This window comes from Facklamia sp. 7083-14-GEN3, from assembly GCF_024742075.1.
Taxonomy (GTDB): Bacteria; Bacillota; Bacilli; order Lactobacillales; family Aerococcaceae; genus Facklamia.
In genome coordinates, this window is the sequence record NZ_JANSGD010000002.1 from 162172 (window position 1) to 179324 (window position 17153).

The following is a 17153-nucleotide window of genomic DNA, read 5'->3' on the forward strand; positions in this document are numbered from 1 at the left end:
AGAAGCGCGTTTGCTTCCCCGCTAGTGTGGGTTTTTTATTAATTTAAATTAACAAAATGCTCTAATGTTGAGATCATATTTGATGTAAAGCCATATTCATTATCATACCATGCAGCAGTCATTACAATTTGATCATCGCCTTCGCCCATTACTTTTGTAAGCGTAGCGTCAAATACAGATCCTGCTGGATAACCAATAATATCTGCAGAAACGATTTCATCTTCTTCATAAACAAAAGCATCTGATTCATATTTTTTCATGGCTGCATTAATTTCTTCAGCTGTTACTTCTTTATCTAAAACGGCATAAACTTCAGTTAATGAACCAGTGATAGTAGGAACACGCAGAGCCGCACCGTCAATCTTACCATTTAATTCAGGAATAACTTTTCCGATTGCCTTAGCCGCACCTGTTGAAGCAGGAATAATAGAGAAAGCTCCTGCACGATGTTTACGTCCTCCAGGTGAATCTTGTAGTTTTTGAGTAGAAGTATAAGCATGTACAGTTACCATTTGGGCAGATTTAACGCCGAACTCTTTGTTTAACACATTAACCATAGGAGCTAAACAGTTGGTTGTACATGAAGCAGCTGAAACAATCACATCATTAGCAGTTAATACATCGTGGTTAACACCATAAACAACTTGTTTTGTTTCTGCTGATTTAGCTGGCGCTGAGATTAAAACACGTTTAGCACCTGCATCGATATGCGCTTGAGCTTTTTCAGCTGAATTATAAAATCCTGTACATTCCAGAACGAATTCCACGCCTAAATCTTTCCATGGCAACTTGGCTGCATCTGGCTCAGCATAAGCTTTAATTTCTTTGCCATCTACAACAATGGCATCTCCTTTAGCTTCTACAGAGTATGGGAAGCGTCCCTGAGCTGAATCATATTTTAATAAGTAAGCCAAATCTTCGTTGTCTGTTAAATCGTTGATAGCTACTACCTCTAAATCTGAACCTTTTTCTAAGATACGGCGTAATGCTAATCGACCGATACGACCAAAACCATTGATTGCGATTTTTGTTGACATAATTAATTTTCCCCCTTAGGAATTTTTTATTTAAATTGGGTAACCCCATTTAAAACAGCTTTAGCAAGACTCTCATCACAGACTAACCACGTTTCCTTTGGCATCATCTTATAGAAAGCCCGGGTAGCAGATGCTTTTTGTTCGCCTGCTACTATAGTTAATAATAACGGAAATTTAAGTACATCTTCAAGTTGTAAGCCTAAACGTGGTATTGAAAAGACCACATTACCAGCAGCATCGTAGAAAAAGCCAAAAGCTTCTCCTACCGCTCGACCTTCAGTAATTTCCATTTCTTGTTGTTGACTCAATTTTCGACGATGGGACATGACATCAGCAGCTCCAACACTTAATAAGAGACAATCTGCTGATCGACTTAAATCAAGTGCCTTTTTAATGGCTGGGTCTTTTACAATTTCTTGGCTCAATTTATCAGTTAATTGATCCGGAACATATAATGGTACATAATCCGCTTGCGTTTCCTGAGCCATAATACCGGCTACCGTATTGGATTGAATATGGAAAGACCCTTCCATACCCCCTCGACTGGGGACAAAGGATAAATGTCTGTTTTGCGACAAGTCTTTAGTAAAATACTGACCCATATTAGCTAAAGTAGAACCTCCAGTAACAGCTACAACAGCTTCTTGAGGTAATTCTTGGCCCAGAATAGTTTGAACCGCTTCAGCTAGCATTTGGTAAACAGTTGGATCACTTTCAACATTGCCGGCAACTACCCAACAATTTTGAATTTGTAGTTCCTTAACTAGAGCTTGCTCATATTCAGGTAGTCGATCCTGTCCCATTCGTAACTGATGAATCAAATGGCCTAATCGTTGACCTTCCTTAGTAATGCGAATACCTGCTCGAGTAACATCTACTAATTCTTGCTCTCTTAGAATTTGCAAATTAGTACGTAATGTACGCTCAGATAGTTGAATCTGATCAGCTAACGCTTTGCGACCTATTCGTAATTGATGCTTAGATAATGCTTTTAAAACATTTAAACGAATATCTAACATCTCATCGAGCTCTGGCGCAAGTTTTCCTAATACATCAATTAAATCCATAGCCAGCCCCCCGTTGGTCACTCAATGACCTTTTAAAAACTATTGTAGAACGGCTTTTTATATTTAGCCTAAAGTAATAGTACCATTCTTAGTGGCGAATTACAATTCAAACCCCCCAATATGTTGGGCAAATATCGTCCTAATAATATACTAATTGGTCACTATTAATAAAGCTTTAAACTTAGACTTGTATAGGTATAAAAATAGACAAAGCGATTGATTAGGTCGCTTTGTCTATTTTTAGTAAAATCAAATTCCAAGACTCCATAAGGCTGTTTTTATGCTTTTGAAAAAACCAGTAAGAGGCTGCATAGATAATGAGGACACCACCTAATGCGATAACTAGAAAAGTCCATTGCCTAATCTCTGAAGATAAAAGAGTATTTAGCATAATTAAAATCCCCATAACAACAAATACCTTACCGCCAAAACGATGAGTCAGATACCAGACTTTTTCATCAGCTAAAGCCCATGGCGTACGAATTCCCATAAAGTAGTTTTGCTTTATTTTAGGCATATAGTTCCCTAGAATAATGAACAAAATCCCAACGCTTCCTTCTAAATAGGAAGGAAGTTGGTCAATCCATTTTAGAGCAAAGGCACCCATAGCAAGTTGCATAAAAAATAAGAAAACATTCGTCACAAAAATAATTAAATAGAAAGGTCTTTCGAAACGTTTAAAGTTTTCTCGTCTGGGATCGATGCGTCTCAATAATTCTGCCAAAAGATTAAATCCCACCATCATACCAGGAAACATAAAAAAGTTAGCTTTAGAACCATAACTATCGGCTTTTCCTGCAAAATCGAAATGCGTAGCGATAGTCTCTGGCGCTTTAAAAAAGAAATAAGTTGCTAAAAGCAGTGAAACAAGTGTTATTATCCAATTTATATAAAGATATTTCGATACATTCTTAGTCATAGTTATCTATACCTCCTATTTTTCCAACTCGATTAACCACTGAATAACACTATCTAAAACTGAAGTGTTTAATTCATAATATATGTATTGGCCATCTCTTTTATCAGTCACTAAATCTGCTTGTTTTAAAATCGAAAGATGCTTGGATATAGTAGAACCGGCAGAGTCAAAATGACTGACAATTTCTCCAGCTGTTAAGGGCCCGGGTCTTAATAACTCAAGAATTTTCCGACGATTCGGATCGCTTAATGCTTTAAAGAGCAACTGAAAGCTCAAATTATCCACCTTCCTTACTTCTATATTTCGATATTTAGCTAAATAACTAATTTCAAGTTTAACATATAATTTTTTAAATTCAATAGTCTTTAATTTAAATTAAAAAAAGCACTAGCTAAAACCTGCTAGTGCTTTTATATTTTATTTGGCTTTTTTGTCTTTACGATTTTCCATCACTTCATCAACCAAACCATAAGCTTTAGCTTCTTCAGCCGTCATGAAGTTATCTCGGTCAGTATCTTTCTCAATCACTTCAATTGGTTGTCCAGTCGCTTCAGACAAGATTTCATTTAAGCGTGTTCTTGTTTTCAAGATGTGGCGAGCTGCAATTTCTATTTCAGTCGCTTGACCTTGTGCACCACCTAAAGGCTGATGAATCATGACTTCTGCATTTGGAAGAGCAAATCGTTTACCTTTGGTTCCTGCTGCCAATAAGACAGATCCCATCGAAGCTGCCAATCCTATTACAATAGTTTGGACATCCGCTTTGATAAAGTTCATGGTGTCAAAAATAGCTAACCCGGCTGTCACACTTCCACCTGGTGAATTAATGTATAGGTAGATATCTTTTTCAGGATCTTGTGCATCTAAGAACAACAATTGGGCAATCACTGAATTGGCCATGTGATCATCAACTGGCCCAGATAGCATAATAATACGGTCTTTAAGTAGACGGGAATAAATATCATAAGCACGCTCACCGCGTGAAGTTTGTTCAATTACTGTTGGCACTAAATTCATTTTATTTCCTCCCTTTGATCAGAGTATTTGGATTTACTTTGACAGTATAACGCATTAGGTCAAGAATGGTCAAGTTTTTTGGCTGTGTCTTATCCTAGTTCGATTCAAACGGCAAATAAAGATGAATCATCAGGTCTAAATCGGCTGTTTCAAGATAAATTCGTCCTTCTAATTTCTCAACAACCGTCTTAATAATACTTAATCCTAAGCCAGTATTATACTTACTGCTTTGTCTATTATTTTGAGATTGATAGAATCGATTTAGCAAAACATTGGGATTTTCATCGATTGTTTTAAAAATACGATTGCAATACGTTACTTTTATAAGATTTGCTTTTCTATGCATTGTTTCGTTCTTTGTCTGAACAAGTAAGGTATTTAAATTAATTTGATTTAATTCTTGGTCAATATAATGGCTAGTGAGTGTAATTTTCAAATAATCTTTACCATGATCTAAAACATTTTTGACCAAATTATCTAGAACATGATTTATTAAATCTAAATTGGACAAAATAATAACCGGGTCATTTTTTAGATTTAACTCAACATCAATTTTAGCAGTTTTTAATTGATCATAATATGATAAGACATGTTGTGTAATTATTTCTTTTAAATTTAAAGGTTCTGTATCATAATGGAATTCTGAATCATTCAATCTTTCAATTAAGAATAGATGATCTAACAACTTTTTTAAGTAATCCATTCTTTGATAAATGATACCAAAATAACGTTTTCTGTCTTCCTCATTATCACTAGCCTCCATTAACTGAAGATAACCCATGAGTGAGGTCAAAGGCGTCCTCACATCATGGGATAGATTTATCATTAGTTCTTGCTTAGAACGTTGTTCAATTTGTAATTCTTTATAAAGATCTCTTTCTTTGATTAAGGCCAAATTTATCATTTGAACAAGTTCTTGCATTTCTGAAGAAAAGATTTCTTGAGTTAATAATTGGTTAGTAGAGATTTTACTAATATTTTTTAATTGTTTTGCTAAATCATAGACTTGGCGTCGATAATAGTAGTGATGGCCGATACTTAAAAGTAATAAAACTAATAAAATAATTAATGCGCATATCATTAACATACCAACCTTCTTAAAATTTAATGATCAAATTTAAAATCAGTTCGATAGATATACCAGCGATTGAGACAATATAGCATTAATAAATAAATTAATCCTACACCTATAACCGGAAGGGCTTGATTTATATAATCTGCTCTTAAGGTCATTAATTTATTAGAAAACAAAAGGGAAGTTATATTTATATTCAAAAAATTGTCTATAAATCCAATTAATGGATTATGAAGACCTGATCCCATTAAAACAGCTACTACAATTACAGTTATCTTACTTTGTAAATATACATTTAAAAACACTAGAAATAACATAATAATTGAGTACATTAAGATTTGTGGAAACATTAAAGTTAAATATTCTTGCCAGGCAAAAGGTTGATCCAACTGTTTAGTTAAACCCGCTCCTACAAGAGAAAAAGCAAAAGAAATAATTTGAGTTATAAAATAAACTACGGAAGCCACGAACACTTTGGCCGTTACCCACTTCCATTTAGCTCCTTTTATAGCTAAAATATTTTTAAAATATCCAGAAGAAAAATCTTTTCCTATAAAAATCGCAAAGAGAATATAAACGAACATAAAAGTAAAATCGAAATTAGTTATCACTTTATTTGATAATTTTAAAGCATTTTTCTTTTCTTGAATCATTAGTTCATATTCTTTTTCAGATAATATTGATTCAGAATCTGAGAAATTTATTTCTGCAAATTGTTTACTGCTTTCCTCTTCATCCTCATCATTAATTGAAGTCATTGAAACAATATAGTCATTGTAGGGTTTTTCAATATCTTTATGCCCAACATAAACATTTATACCCAAAACTAAAGAGAAAAGAAAAAAAGAAATCCAAGTAGCCCGCATGTGGAGCAATTTATAAATATCGAAACGGATAAAGTTAAACATTAGCTTGTCCTCCTGTAACATCAATGAAAAATTCTTCTAAACTAGAACGCTCAATTGATATTTGTTCAAATAAAATCCCTGATTGAATAAGTTCATGACTGATAATAGCAGGATTGTCCAAATGTTCATACACTCGCAATTCTACATCGCTCACTTGTTTTAGATACTTAATTGATAACTTTTCCTGTAAATGAGAGATAATTTTAGCATGATCCTTACCAATAATACGAATATAATCTTGATTGATTTGGTTCAATTCATCGTTACTCATTTCTTTAATTAATTTTCCACGATGAATTACACCTATTCTGCTCGTATATTTGGACAACTCTCCCAAAATATGACTTGAAATTATGATAGTTAAATGTCGTTCACGATTTAACTTAATAATTAACTCACGAAATTCATTCATACCTTGCGGATCCATTCCATTAGTCGGCTCATCCAATAACAAAATATCCGGATCTCCTACCAAAGCTAAAGCGATTCCTAATCGTTGTTTCATTCCCAATGAAAAATTTCTTACTTTCTTTTTATTTATCTGACTGGATTTAAACCCAACCAGACTTAAAATTTCTGAAACATAATTGGAACGTCGAATACCACAAGCTATACATTTCAATTCGAGATTTTGGTGCGCAGTTAAATCGTTATAAAGTCCAGGCGCTTCTATTAAAGTTCCAATTCTTATATCATAATTGTCTTTTTTTGAAATATCTTGACCATGAATCCAAATTTTTCCACTTGATGCATGTATTTGACGATTGATAATTTTCATTAATGTCGTTTTACCAGCCCCATTACGCCCAATCAAACCATATATATCACCTGATTGAACATTAATACTAACGTTAAACAAAGCTAACTCGTTCTTATATTTCTTGCTTAAATTTTCACTTTTTAAAATTGTTGTCATTCACTTACCTCCTTCGGTAAATATATAATACCTTAAATGAAAAATTTAATGGCAAAGCAAAAACAAAGAAACTATTAAGAAAAGGTTAAGATACATAGTAAGGAAGCCGCAATAGTAAAAATTAATAGACAGGTTACTTGTCGTTTTTAATAGAAACCAAACGAAATCCGATGCCCCAAACGGTTTCAATCCACGGCCTGCTACTTATTTGGTCTAATTTCTTACGCAAATTTGAAATGTGCACGGTCAAGGTCTTATCATCCGCTAAATAATCTGCTCCCCAAGCATACTCATATATTTCAAGTTTAGAAAAAACCTTCTTTGGTTGACTTAATAAAAGTTCTAAAATTCTTCTTTCTTGAGGGGTTAAACTCAATTCTTGCTTATTATAAGTGATTGTTTGGGTTTCAAAATCAAAAATTAATCCCTCAAAATATATTCTTTCAATACTTGATGTATCTTGTAAAGTTGATTGCTTTCGCTTAAGAGAGACATTAATTCGTGCTTTTAATTCTTTAAGATCAAAAGGTTTTACCAAATAATCATCTGCCCCAGCTTCCAAGAGTTCGACTTTATCATCTACTTGCTCCTTAGCTGAAACAACAATTATGGGAACCTCATTATTTAAACGGATTCTTTTAAGTAAATCTAAACCTGAAAGACCTGGCAACATTAAATCTAATAAAACAAGATCAAAATTTGACTGCGTGATAAGAAGTAATCCCTCACTGCCTGAATATGCCGATGTTACAGTGTACCCTTCCTTATTCAAAGCTTCTACTAACAAACTATTAATCTGTATATCATCTTCAACAATCAGAATCGATGCCATAAGATCCCTCCCTTTTGAATATTATATCAAATAAGAGTCAGTATTTTTTGCAAAAAAAAAGACCGGTTCCCCGATCTTGAAAATTATTTAGCTGTTTCTTCTACGTTTTTGCCTGCGTAGAAACCACAATTACCGCATACACGGTGGCTTAATTTCATTTCACCACACTCAGGACAAGCATTCATTCCTGGTACACTTAATTTGAAGTGAGTACGACGCTTTCTTTTTACTGATTTAGATGTTCTTCTTTTTGGTACTGCCATGTTTTACACCTCCTGGTAGTTGATGACCATTATTTATCTTGGTCTGATAATAACGTTTTTAAGGCTGCAAATCTTGGATCAACTTGATCCTCTTCTGCTTGGTTTTGAAGAATATATTCTTCTTCGGTTACGACTGCCCAGTCTTTGCCTGAAGGAAGATCTGTATCATCCTCTGCAATGACTTGCCTTGGAATATTCAAAAGAACATTATCAACGGCAGATGCTGCGAGGTCAATATAGTCATGTTCAAGAACAATAGTAGTTTCCTCATAATCTTGGGCATTAAAGTCTAAGCTTTTATCAACATAGCGTTCTCTCACTTTTATCGATAAGGGAACAACTACCGGCTTCAGACTACGAGTAGAAGGCAATGTCACGTCCACATCAAATTGACAGTGGAGTAAAAACTCTTCATTACGCAAAAGGAAATATCCTTTAGCATGCACTTCATCAATGTGGATTATATCCGACTTGCGTTCACTTATTTGTGATCGAATATCGATTCGCTCATCAAAGGAATAGATACCGTCACGACAAGCCTCACGCAATTGACGAAGGGTCCATTTCATATATATCACCTCTAAAACGACAAAATAAATTATACTTAAGAAAAGACAGCTTGTCAATCACAATAATCAATTCTAAACCATTATCAGTATAACTGATTGACGTTCATATTACTAGTTCAGCTTGCTATAAATAAGGCTCATTTAAATGAATAGGATGTCTAGCTATCACTTGTTCTTCGATATTTTTATATGGATTCGCCTGGAAGATATTATCTACTTGCAAGGACAAGTGATAATTGTCTGCTATTTCTTGCGATAAATTAGAAAAAAGTTCTATTTTTTCCGAGTTAAAGTTGCTTAAAAAGTTTCGTCCCACTTGATTAAAAGCCAATATACGAATAATTTTTTGCACTTTATTTTTCGTTAAATAACTTTGCCACATTGCTTGATCAATATGTAATAAAACCATCATCAATAGACGCTGAACAGCTGAACGTGTCCATCGACTCGAAGTAAGAGCATCCACTAATTCCACCCAAGATCGAGTCTTGAGATTTTGCTTATAGATAGCCGACTCCATTCCCTCAACCATTCCTTGGATTTTAGCAAGACCTTCTTTCCCCAAGGCTAAGATGGCATAGTTCAGTAAGGGATAATAATCCTGCCATTCGATTATGGAATGCATTTGCAACTTCTGCCAAGTCATTATCGGCAGATCTTGAGCTTTTAGAATATCCTCTTGGACTTCCTTTCTAATTTGACTGCCTGAAAGAATAGATGTTGGCTGTAGTTGGTGTGGTAATTCAATCCATTCTAATAACTCTTGCGTTTCTTTAAGACGAGGGATAACGATTGGTTGAACTTTAGAGCCTTTTAGTGCTTTTAAGTACAGAATGCCTAGCATATGATTGGCGGCCGAGGGATCGAAACTTAAGCTGTAGTTATACTTTTTCAATTGTTGAGCGACAGCTGTTTGATAGGCTGCTGGGTATGCCTTTCCTTCTTTAAGTAAAAGACGGATTTCTTTTTGTAAATTCGCATCAATGGACTCGACAAAATTTAAATAGGCTTGAAGGTCCGTTAGTTCAGCTGACTCAGTTCCGAAGGCTAAATAATCAACCTCTAAGTCTTTCATGATATTAACTGATGTTCCTGCAAAAAAATCAGCTGCCTGCAGACTAGCATTCAATGGAAGTTCAAGTACTAAGTCTGCTCCATTTTTTAATGCAAGCTCTGCCCTATGCCACTTATCCAGGATAGGAAATTCCCCTCTTTGCACAACATTCCCACTCATTAAAACGATAATACATTCAGCTTGGGTTAAGGACCTTGCCTTTTTAAGTTGATAGAGATGGCCATAATGGAAAGGATTATATTCTGCAATAATACCCAGGGTTCTCATCATTTATTCCCCTTTTTGACATACAAAAAACCAGCGATCAGTCTGTTGGTCCTGAGATTCGTCATACTGACGCTCACCAAAGTTGACAAAAACTTGAATCTGTTGTGGTTGCAGCCCGGCTTCTTGTAAAAACTTTTTATAAATAGCTAAGGGATAGGTTTTTTCTTCTAGGTCCACTTGATAACGTCTATAAAGTTCTTGATCAGCTTCAGTCCCAATGCGATCAAAGACAGTTAACTGGTGAGTGACACTTAAATCATTGGCATCAGTAAAAGATGTCCACAATAGAGCACCCTTTTCATCTTCATCTTGATAAGAAAACTGATCAAACCCTTGACTTAATTGATAAGGCGTCCATACATCAAATAACAATCGACCCCCAACTTTTAAACAGCCAATCATTGAAAAAAGAGCCTGTTTAAGCTCTTCTTCGTTCTTTAAAAAACATAAAGAATCTGCATAACAAGTCACTAAATCATACTTACCCTCTTCTACTTGAAGGTTCAACATATTTCCTTGTTGAAAAATAAGGTTCTCAATTTCGCTGCCCACACGCTTTTTAGCTTGACTAATCATTGCTTCATTTAAATCCATGCCCTTAACTTCTTGATAATTTCTAGCTAGTAAATGAGTAAAATAACCTGTGCCACATGCCATATCTAAAACGGATTCAACACCTTCTCCTGCATGTGCTAAAGTAAAATCTAGCCACTGGTAATAGGCACTCAGATTATTAAAACGGTCATAAACCAAAGCTACATCAGTAAAACTCATTAAGGATTCACCCAAGTAGAAGTATCCACTAAAGGGGCATCCCGCCAGATTTTTTCTAAATTATAATGGCTACGCTCTTCATAATGAAAGACATGAACGACGATTTCATAAATATCAATTAAAATCCACCGTCCACCATCTTTACCTTCAGAGCCTTTTATATTTATATTGGCCTGATGGCATTTTTCAGTGATTTCTTCCACAATCGCATTAAGTTGACGATCATTTTTGGCATGCATGATGACAAAATATTCTGCCAATGGGGTCATTTGACTCACATCTAAAGCCATAATATCTTGGCCCATCCGATCATCCGCCGCTTTTACAATTACTTCTAATTTTTCTTTACTTGATAACGTCATATTTCCTCCTAAATTACTTTATTTGCTTTATAGTTTTTTATCCAAGTGTTATAGACCTCAATTTGTAAGGGGAAAAGATATTCTTGCTTTTTCATCAAGTTTTTTACTGTCATACGCATCTTCAAGAGACAGGCCTTATCTAAATCAACTTCACTCAGTTTTCTGACTTTATTGACTCCTTTAAAATCACGTCCTTCTTCGGTGTAGTCTGCGATATAAAGGATTTTTGCAAGTTTTGTCATTTGATGCCAGCCGGTTGTATGCGCTGCTACCGCTTGAATGACTTCTTCATCTCGACACGCCAAATCGGTTTTCAATATTTGGGCTGCTGCAAAACCATGCCAAATTCCCTCTGTTGCATCTGCTAGACGATCATCTGGCCAAAACTCTTTGGCTAGGGTGAACATTGCCTCGGAGTCAATTTCTTTGGCGTAATCATGCATTAAGGCAACAATTGATGATTTTTCGATATCTACTTCATAGAGCTTCGCTAATTCAATCGCTTTTTTTTCAACCCCCATGACATGATCAAACCGTCTTTTGGATAAACGTTTACTTAATTGATTAATCAAGTCTTGACGGCTCATATTAATAAAATCTTGTTGGTAAATAAGTTTTTCTTTCATAAAAACTCCTTCTTTAATCAATCCATTCGACGATATAAATCGTGATGTCGAATATAGTCTATCACCGCATCAGGAACCTGGTAACGAATGGATTGTTCCAAGTAGACTCTTAAACGAATTTCCGTTGAAGAAAGCTCTATTAATGGGCTATCTACCCAAATGATTGGATACTTCCCCCCGTAAACTTCTTCACCGGGTCGACGCACGCCCACAAATTGAACAATTGAAGCTAATTCACTAATATCGCGCCAAGTTTCTAAATCGTTAGCTGAGTCACTACCAATGATAAAGTAAAAATCACACTCAGGATAAGCTTTCACGAAATGTCTCATAGTATCAACGGTATAATTTTTCCCACCACGATTAACTTCGTAAGCTTGAAGTTTAAACAATGGATTGCCTTCAATTGCTTTTTGAACCATTTGCAAGCGGTGCTGAGAAGCAATTGTCTGCTTGCCTGGTGCGTGAGGTGGTTTTGCGGTAGGCATGAACCATACTTCATCTAAATCTAATTGTTTCCCTACTTGTTCAGCCATCATTAAATGACCTAAATGGGGCGGATTAAAAGTTCCTCCTAAAATACCGATGCGTTGGCGATCACGGTCGGTTGTTAAATCTGCTATTTGCCCTAAGGTGACAGAGGCATATTCTCGCTCAATCCTCAAAATAGTTTGTTCACTGACGATCGTCCGCATGGAGGCCTCCTTTCTATTACTATTGGATGGTGGCTATTTCTTCACTTAATCTTTGATATTTTTCTTTATTCGAAGGGCGATAAAGGACAGCAGTATGTCCAACAGTTTGAACAATGACTGCATTAATTGCCTGAGCAATTTGTTCAGCCGCTTGATCGATTTCTTCATCAGAGTTTTGTAAAATATTAAATTTAATTAACTCTCGTTTTTCAATCGCTTCATCCACTTGTTGAATAAAGACTTCTGTGAGTCCTAACTTTCCAATTTGAAAAATTGCTTTTTCTTTTTGAGCTTTTTTTCTAAGGTACTTAATTTGTTTTTTATTTAATACGGTCATATTGACTCCTTTTCTAATCAAAACTAAATAAACTAAATCATACTTTCTCTTTGAGTAACTTGGACAGCTTTTGGAGCCCATAGTCTTACTTGAACAGACTCATTAACTGTTAACCATCCTAGTCCAGCAATAGCTAGATCTTGATTGGGTTTTAATTGATAATCCCGCCCTTGTAGTTCAGGAAAAACAATCGCTTGATTGAGATATGGCGGACTTAAGAGTTGTCCTTTGTGCTTAAGATAAAAGTCATCTGCCTTATCTGTTTTAGTCCGGTGAATATAGGTATCATTGGAGACATAAAAAGTAAAGGCTGCCCTTTCTCCTGCTATAAAATCAACTCTTCCTGCTCCAGCTAAAAAGAGTGTTTGACCAGCATTTAACTGGAAAGTTCTAGGCTTAATCGCTTTATTGGGTAGTAACTTCTTCATTCCCTCACGATCTAAGTAATGAGCGAGTTGATTTTCCTTGATAATTCCAGGAGTATCAATGATACCCGTTGTTTCTGTTAATGGTATGCGAATCATATCGAGTGTGGTGCCCGGATGATCGGAGGTTGTTATTATTTCTTTGTCTCCACCGTAATGTCTTAACAGTTGGTTAATTAAGGTAGATTTTCCAACATTGGTAACTCCCACTATATAAACATTACGTTGTCTTACCTCTTGATCAATGCGGTCAATTAAAGCTTGTAAGCTTGCTGGTTTATTGGCTGATAACAAATACACTTCTTCTGGTTTTAAACCATTTTCAAAGAAACGCTGTTTCAACCAGTGAATAATGCGATTTTGTTTGACTGATTTTGGTAATAAGTCTACTTTATTGGCTACTAAAACAAAGGGTTGCTTTCCAATAAAGCGGTTTAAGCCAGATAGCATACTACCTTCGACATCAAATATATCAATAACATTTACTACAAAAGCATCGTCTTCTGCAATGGAAGAAAGGCGGTCCAAAAATAAGTCGTCTGAAATTTGCACATCTTGTAGCTCATTATAATGACGCAATCTGAAACAGCGTTGGCAATAAAAATCGCCTTCTGTTTTCTTCTTCTCCAAAGTAGAAGCCGGTAAATATCCCATTTTTTCAGGATCTTCACTTTGAATTTCAGCCCCACATCCAATGCATTGATAGTTTTCTTCTAAATTAGTTAGTTCTTTCAAGTTGGTCCCCCCAATCTCCGAGTCGGTCAATACCGATCCATTTAAGTGCCATTTTTTCTAAATTCCGATTGACTAGGGTGTAAATATTATCATTATTGACAATGGGTTTAACTAAAAGTACTTTCAATCCTAAGCTTTTAGCTCCTATTACATCGGTCATTATCTGATCACCAACCACTAAGATATGCTCCGAATCAACTTGCATCGTTTTCATTGCTAAGCGAAAACTACGTCTAAGTGGTTTTAAGGCATGGCCTAAATAAGGTAAATTCAAAGGATTAGCTACCCTGTGAACTCTTTCGGGGTGATTGTTAGACAAAACAAATAGTTTTATACCTGCATCTTGCATACTTTTTACCCATAATGCTAATTCTTGAGTATGATCTAGGCAATTCCATGCCAAAAGTGTATTATCAAGGTCTACAATTAAGCCTTTAATTTGCTGGTCGATTAAATCAGATGGCTTAAGACGATAAATTGAATTAAGACACCAGGTGGGTTGAATCAAATTTCTCATGATTCCTCCTATACTTATTTTTAATTATCTTCATTTATTATGTTCTTTTACTTAAAATCATTATAGCATATTCTACTACGCTTATACTCACGATTCACTGACGCTATTATTCAAAATCGCCATCCCTAAGTTTTTTACTGATGAATAGAATTTACGTTTTGTTTCTAATTAAATTAAAAAGGCCTGAGATTTTATTTATCTCAGACCTCTTTTTGTTCGTTCGAATTAACCTAACAAATCAAAGATTTCAATGGCTACTAGGTCAATATTGTCGAAGCGGAAGACTGTTCCCGTTTCTGATTCTGTCATTTCAAAAGCATCATCATTTGGTAAGTAAGTCACTTGGCATTTTTCAATCCCATCCAATTCAAATCGACGAACTTCTACTTCATCTTTTGCTTTAGTCATTGTTTCGAGTCGTTGAATAATTCCAGTAAGTACAGATGCTTTCATGATTTCCTCCATTCTTCACAAAGAAGATAATTTATTTTATACAAGGTATACTAACAAACTGAGATAAAATTGCAAGAAATTAATTTTGAGCTGCTTTCTACCTCAGGGTAAGGAGAACTATTAAACTTGATCCCACCAAAGTTTAATTAAGGCTTGTGTTCCGTCGTTCTCATAACCCACTTTGGCTAATTCTTGGTATAAATCATACGCAAGACTCGTACCTGGTAAATCTAAATTTGCTTTTTCAGCTTCTTCTAGAGCAATGCCCAAATCCTTGATATAGTGTTTAACGAAGAACCCGGGTGAATAGTCCGCTTTTAAAATACGTGGGCCATAATTAGCTAGTGACCAATTGTTAGCGGCTCCTCCTGTCAAAGTAGCAATGACTTTTTCTAAATCTAAACCATTTGCTTTAGCGTATCTTAATGTTTCAACCATACCGGTCATAGTACCAGCAATCATAATCTGATTACTTGCCTTGGCATGCTGCCCAGAACCTGCAGAACCGTGGTGTTGAATGCTTGCACTAAATGTTTCAAGAATAGGACGAACTTTATCTAAAGCCGCATCATCTCCTCCAACCATAGCTGTTAGGCGTCCGGCTTTAGCTCCTAGGTCTCCACCAGAAACAGGTGCGTCTAAAACAATAACACCCAAATCCTGTCCTTTTTTAGTGAGCTCTTGAGCCAAACTTGGTCTAGAAGTCGTTAAGTCAATAAAAACTTGACCTGGATGAGCACCTTTGAACAATCCTTTTTCACCTATGTAGACCGCTTCAACATCTTCAGGATAACCAACAATTGTTAAGACTATATCACATACTTGAGCAATCTCTTCAGGTGAGTCCTTCCAAATAGCTCCTTCTTCAACTAATTGATTGGCTTTAGCCTTGGTTCGGTTATAGATATAAAGCGGGTAGCCAGCTTTTAAAATATGGCCCGCCATTGATTGACCCATAACCCCTAATCCAATAAAACCTACTTTTATCTTTTGATCCATTAGATTTTTCCTCCTATTACAATTTCGCGAATGACATTTTTGACTTTACCAAATACGCGGTCAAAAAGACCGTTTTCCTCTTCGATATAACGTTCAATTACTTGCTGATAAAAAGCTAAAACTTGATCCCCAAATTTTTCTACTGATATCTCATATAGGTTATCTGTATTAATCGGATCGACTTGATTCGAATCTATCTTTTCTAAAAAATCTCTTATCGCTTGATCAAGTGGGTAGTCTTCGTCAAACAAGGCGCCAAAAGCCTCTTCTTGCATCACTATCTTAAGGTAATCATTACTCTTAGCAATGATTGGACAGCGATTAACAATTGCTTCAAGATAAGTCAGTCCTTGCGACTCAGATTCTGAAGCATTCACATACAAATCAGCCATTTGGTAATAACGCCAGACTTCATCATGATCGACGAATCCTACAAAGCGCACGTCTAAATCATGTTTACGACTATATTGTTCTAAATTTTCTCTTTCTGGTCCATCCCCAGCAATCACTAATTTTAGCTCTGGTTCATTTTGTTTCAATTCACAATAAGAATGTAAAACTTCAATAATATTCTTTTCTTTAGATAAACGCGATAAAGATAATAACACACGGTCTTGATCAGTAAATCCTAGACTCTTTCTTAAACTTTTAGCATCTTCAGGATTAAAGCTTGGAATATTTACTCCGGTAGCTATTATCTGAATAGGAACATGAATGCCGTAAGATTTTAAAGTATCTTTAGTTAATTGACTAGGCGCAATAACTGCATTCGATTGATTACAATATTGACGTGAAATAACTCTTACATGGTTAGCTTGAACTAAGAGCCCATCTAAAATATAGTGGGTATAATTTTCATACATCGTATGATAAGTATGGATGTTAGGAATCTTTAAACGGCTAGCAACATACTTACCAGCTAAACCCATGCTAAATTCAGTATGCGTATGGATAAGATCTAAGTTCATAGAACGAGCGATTTTTAGACATCGATCAAATCCCCGATATGCAATTCTTCGATCAGAAAAACTTAAAAAGGGAATGCTTGAAATTCGGACAACATCTGCCTCTGCTTCTGCATTAGGATCAGTAGTAGTGAAGATAACTACCTCATGTCCTCTGGCTCGCAATTCTTTTGTTAATAATTTGATTGAAGTTGATACACCACTTAATTGAGGAAAGTAGGTATCCGTAAACATGCCTATCTTCATAATGCTTCCTTCCTAAAAGCTTATTTCTATTCTAATCTATTATAGTAGAAATTTTACTATCTTAACAATAGTAA

At 35.4% G+C, this 17153-nt stretch carries 22 protein-coding genes; all 22 read right to left on the minus strand.

Translation table 11 applies throughout. The annotated features are described in order from the left end of the window. Nucleotides 1-38 precede the first annotated feature (38 nt). Entirely contained in the window at nucleotides 39-1037 is a 999-nt protein-coding gene (gene gap, locus NW240_RS05365) for a type I glyceraldehyde-3-phosphate dehydrogenase (protein ID WP_258436467.1), read from the minus strand. Between the two features lie 26 nt (nucleotides 1038-1063). Next, nucleotides 1064-2104, minus strand: coding sequence for a sugar-binding transcriptional regulator (locus tag NW240_RS05370; protein WP_258436468.1), 1041 nt, complete (start codon nucleotides 2102-2104; stop codon nucleotides 1064-1066). Between the two features lie 220 nt (nucleotides 2105-2324). After that, nucleotides 2325-3023: an SdpI family protein gene (locus tag NW240_RS05375; protein ID WP_258436469.1), complete on the minus strand. Its 699-nt coding sequence runs from the start codon at nucleotides 3021-3023 to the stop codon at nucleotides 2325-2327. 15 nt (nucleotides 3024-3038) lie between these two features. Beyond that, nucleotides 3039-3299 carry an autorepressor SdpR family transcription factor gene (locus NW240_RS05380; RefSeq protein WP_258436470.1) on the minus strand — a complete coding sequence of 87 codons (261 nt, stop codon included), beginning with the start codon at nucleotides 3297-3299 and terminating at the stop codon, nucleotides 3039-3041. A 141-nt stretch (nucleotides 3300-3440) separates the two neighbouring features. Further along, nucleotides 3441-4040, minus strand: coding sequence for an ATP-dependent Clp endopeptidase proteolytic subunit ClpP (clpP, locus tag NW240_RS05385; protein WP_258436471.1), 600 nt, complete (start codon nucleotides 4038-4040; stop codon nucleotides 3441-3443). 94 nt (nucleotides 4041-4134) lie between these two features. Further along, nucleotides 4135-5127 (minus strand): sensor histidine kinase KdpD, encoded by a 993-nt coding sequence (locus NW240_RS05390; protein ID WP_258436472.1) that lies wholly within the window; start codon nucleotides 5125-5127, stop codon nucleotides 4135-4137. A gap of 17 nt (nucleotides 5128-5144) precedes the next feature. After that, on the minus strand, nucleotides 5145-6023 hold the full coding sequence (locus NW240_RS05395; RefSeq protein WP_258436473.1) for a hypothetical protein: 879 nt from the start codon (nucleotides 6021-6023) through the stop codon (nucleotides 5145-5147). Beyond that, complete coding sequence (locus NW240_RS05400) at nucleotides 6016-6939, minus strand: ATP-binding cassette domain-containing protein (RefSeq protein ID WP_258436474.1); 924 nt, start codon at nucleotides 6937-6939, stop codon at nucleotides 6016-6018. Before NW240_RS05400 ends, NW240_RS05395 begins: the two co-directional genes overlap by 8 nt. Nucleotides 6940-7072: 133 nt before the next feature. Then, complete coding sequence (locus tag NW240_RS05405; protein WP_258436475.1) at nucleotides 7073-7771, minus strand: response regulator transcription factor; 699 nt, start codon at nucleotides 7769-7771, stop codon at nucleotides 7073-7075. Nucleotides 7772-7854: 83 nt separating this feature from the next. Then, nucleotides 7855-8034, minus strand: coding sequence for a 50S ribosomal protein L32 (gene rpmF, locus NW240_RS05410; protein ID WP_258436476.1), 180 nt, complete (start codon nucleotides 8032-8034; stop codon nucleotides 7855-7857). 29 nt (nucleotides 8035-8063) lie between these two features. Further along, on the minus strand, nucleotides 8064-8603 hold the full coding sequence (locus NW240_RS05415) for a DUF177 domain-containing protein (protein WP_258436477.1): 540 nt from the start codon (nucleotides 8601-8603) through the stop codon (nucleotides 8064-8066). A gap of 124 nt (nucleotides 8604-8727) precedes the next feature. Beyond that, nucleotides 8728-9948 (minus strand): nucleotidyltransferase family protein, encoded by a 1221-nt coding sequence (locus tag NW240_RS05420; RefSeq protein ID WP_258436478.1) that lies wholly within the window; start codon nucleotides 9946-9948, stop codon nucleotides 8728-8730. Beyond that, a complete protein-coding gene (locus tag NW240_RS05425; RefSeq protein WP_258436479.1) occupies nucleotides 9949-10719 on the minus strand; it encodes a class I SAM-dependent methyltransferase in 771 nt (256 codons plus the stop codon). After that, nucleotides 10719-11081 carry a ribosome silencing factor gene (gene rsfS / locus NW240_RS05430; protein ID WP_258436480.1) on the minus strand — a complete coding sequence of 121 codons (363 nt, stop codon included), beginning with the start codon at nucleotides 11079-11081 and terminating at the stop codon, nucleotides 10719-10721. Before rsfS ends, NW240_RS05425 begins: the two co-directional genes overlap by 1 nt. An 8-nt stretch (nucleotides 11082-11089) precedes the next feature. Beyond that, complete coding sequence (gene yqeK, locus NW240_RS05435; protein WP_258436482.1) at nucleotides 11090-11707, minus strand: bis(5'-nucleosyl)-tetraphosphatase (symmetrical) YqeK; 618 nt, start codon at nucleotides 11705-11707, stop codon at nucleotides 11090-11092. Between the two features lie 17 nt (nucleotides 11708-11724). Further along, complete coding sequence (locus NW240_RS05440) at nucleotides 11725-12402, minus strand: nicotinate-nucleotide adenylyltransferase (RefSeq protein WP_258436483.1); 678 nt, start codon at nucleotides 12400-12402, stop codon at nucleotides 11725-11727. A 19-nt stretch (nucleotides 12403-12421) separates the two neighbouring features. Continuing rightward, on the minus strand, nucleotides 12422-12739 hold the full coding sequence (yhbY, locus tag NW240_RS05445; RefSeq protein WP_258436484.1) for a ribosome assembly RNA-binding protein YhbY: 318 nt from the start codon (nucleotides 12737-12739) through the stop codon (nucleotides 12422-12424). Nucleotides 12740-12771: 32 nt separating this feature from the next. After that, entirely contained in the window at nucleotides 12772-13899 is a 1128-nt protein-coding gene (yqeH, locus tag NW240_RS05450) for a ribosome biogenesis GTPase YqeH (RefSeq protein ID WP_258436485.1), read from the minus strand. Then, a complete protein-coding gene (locus NW240_RS05455) occupies nucleotides 13883-14416 on the minus strand; it encodes a YqeG family HAD IIIA-type phosphatase (RefSeq protein ID WP_258436486.1) in 534 nt (177 codons plus the stop codon). Before NW240_RS05455 ends, yqeH begins: the two co-directional genes overlap by 17 nt. Before the next feature lie 225 nt (nucleotides 14417-14641). Then, a complete protein-coding gene (locus NW240_RS05460) occupies nucleotides 14642-14869 on the minus strand; it encodes a YkuJ family protein (protein ID WP_258436487.1) in 228 nt (75 codons plus the stop codon). Nucleotides 14870-14989: 120 nt separating this feature from the next. Next, on the minus strand, nucleotides 14990-15856 hold the full coding sequence (locus tag NW240_RS05465) for an NAD(P)-dependent oxidoreductase (RefSeq protein ID WP_258436602.1): 867 nt from the start codon (nucleotides 15854-15856) through the stop codon (nucleotides 14990-14992). Between the two features lie 11 nt (nucleotides 15857-15867). Beyond that, nucleotides 15868-17079: a glycosyltransferase family 4 protein gene (locus tag NW240_RS05470; RefSeq protein WP_258436488.1), complete on the minus strand. Its 1212-nt coding sequence runs from the start codon at nucleotides 17077-17079 to the stop codon at nucleotides 15868-15870. Nucleotides 17080-17153: the final 74 nt, after the last annotated feature.

Coding starts and splice junctions, on each gene's coding strand:
- NW240_RS05455 (WP_258436486.1), bottom strand. CDS start 14,416: ATGAGAAATTTGATTCAACCCACCTGGTGTCTTAATTCAATTTATCGT.
- gap (WP_258436467.1), bottom strand. CDS start 1,037: ATGTCAACAAAAATCGCAATCAATGGTTTTGGTCGTATCGGTCGATTA.
- NW240_RS05375 (WP_258436469.1), bottom strand. CDS start 3,023: ATGACTAAGAATGTATCGAAATATCTTTATATAAATTGGATAATAACA.
- NW240_RS05370 (WP_258436468.1), bottom strand. CDS start 2,104: ATGGATTTAATTGATGTATTAGGAAAACTTGCGCCAGAGCTCGATGAG.
- NW240_RS05460 (WP_258436487.1), bottom strand. CDS start 14,869: ATGAAAGCATCTGTACTTACTGGAATTATTCAACGACTCGAAACAATG.
- NW240_RS05420 (WP_258436478.1), bottom strand. CDS start 9,948: ATGATGAGAACCCTGGGTATTATTGCAGAATATAATCCTTTCCATTAT.
- rsfS (WP_258436480.1), bottom strand. CDS start 11,081: ATGACGTTATCAAGTAAAGAAAAATTAGAAGTAATTGTAAAAGCGGCG.
- clpP (WP_258436471.1), bottom strand. CDS start 4,040: ATGAATTTAGTGCCAACAGTAATTGAACAAACTTCACGCGGTGAGCGT.
- NW240_RS05415 (WP_258436477.1), bottom strand. CDS start 8,603: ATGAAATGGACCCTTCGTCAATTGCGTGAGGCTTGTCGTGACGGTATC.
- NW240_RS05440 (WP_258436483.1), bottom strand. CDS start 12,402: ATGCGGACGATCGTCAGTGAACAAACTATTTTGAGGATTGAGCGAGAA.
- NW240_RS05425 (WP_258436479.1), bottom strand. CDS start 10,719: ATGAGTTTTACTGATGTAGCTTTGGTTTATGACCGTTTTAATAATCTG.
- NW240_RS05400 (WP_258436474.1), bottom strand. CDS start 6,939: ATGACAACAATTTTAAAAAGTGAAAATTTAAGCAAGAAATATAAGAAC.
- rpmF (WP_258436476.1), bottom strand. CDS start 8,034: ATGGCAGTACCAAAAAGAAGAACATCTAAATCAGTAAAAAGAAAGCGT.
- NW240_RS05390 (WP_258436472.1), bottom strand. CDS start 5,127: ATGTTAATGATATGCGCATTAATTATTTTATTAGTTTTATTACTTTTA.
- yhbY (WP_258436484.1), bottom strand. CDS start 12,739: ATGACCGTATTAAATAAAAAACAAATTAAGTACCTTAGAAAAAAAGCT.
- NW240_RS05395 (WP_258436473.1), bottom strand. CDS start 6,023: ATGTTTAACTTTATCCGTTTCGATATTTATAAATTGCTCCACATGCGG.
- NW240_RS05470 (WP_258436488.1), bottom strand. CDS start 17,079: ATGAAGATAGGCATGTTTACGGATACCTACTTTCCTCAATTAAGTGGT.
- NW240_RS05405 (WP_258436475.1), bottom strand. CDS start 7,771: ATGGCATCGATTCTGATTGTTGAAGATGATATACAGATTAATAGTTTG.
- yqeK (WP_258436482.1), bottom strand. CDS start 11,707: ATGAAAGAAAAACTTATTTACCAACAAGATTTTATTAATATGAGCCGT.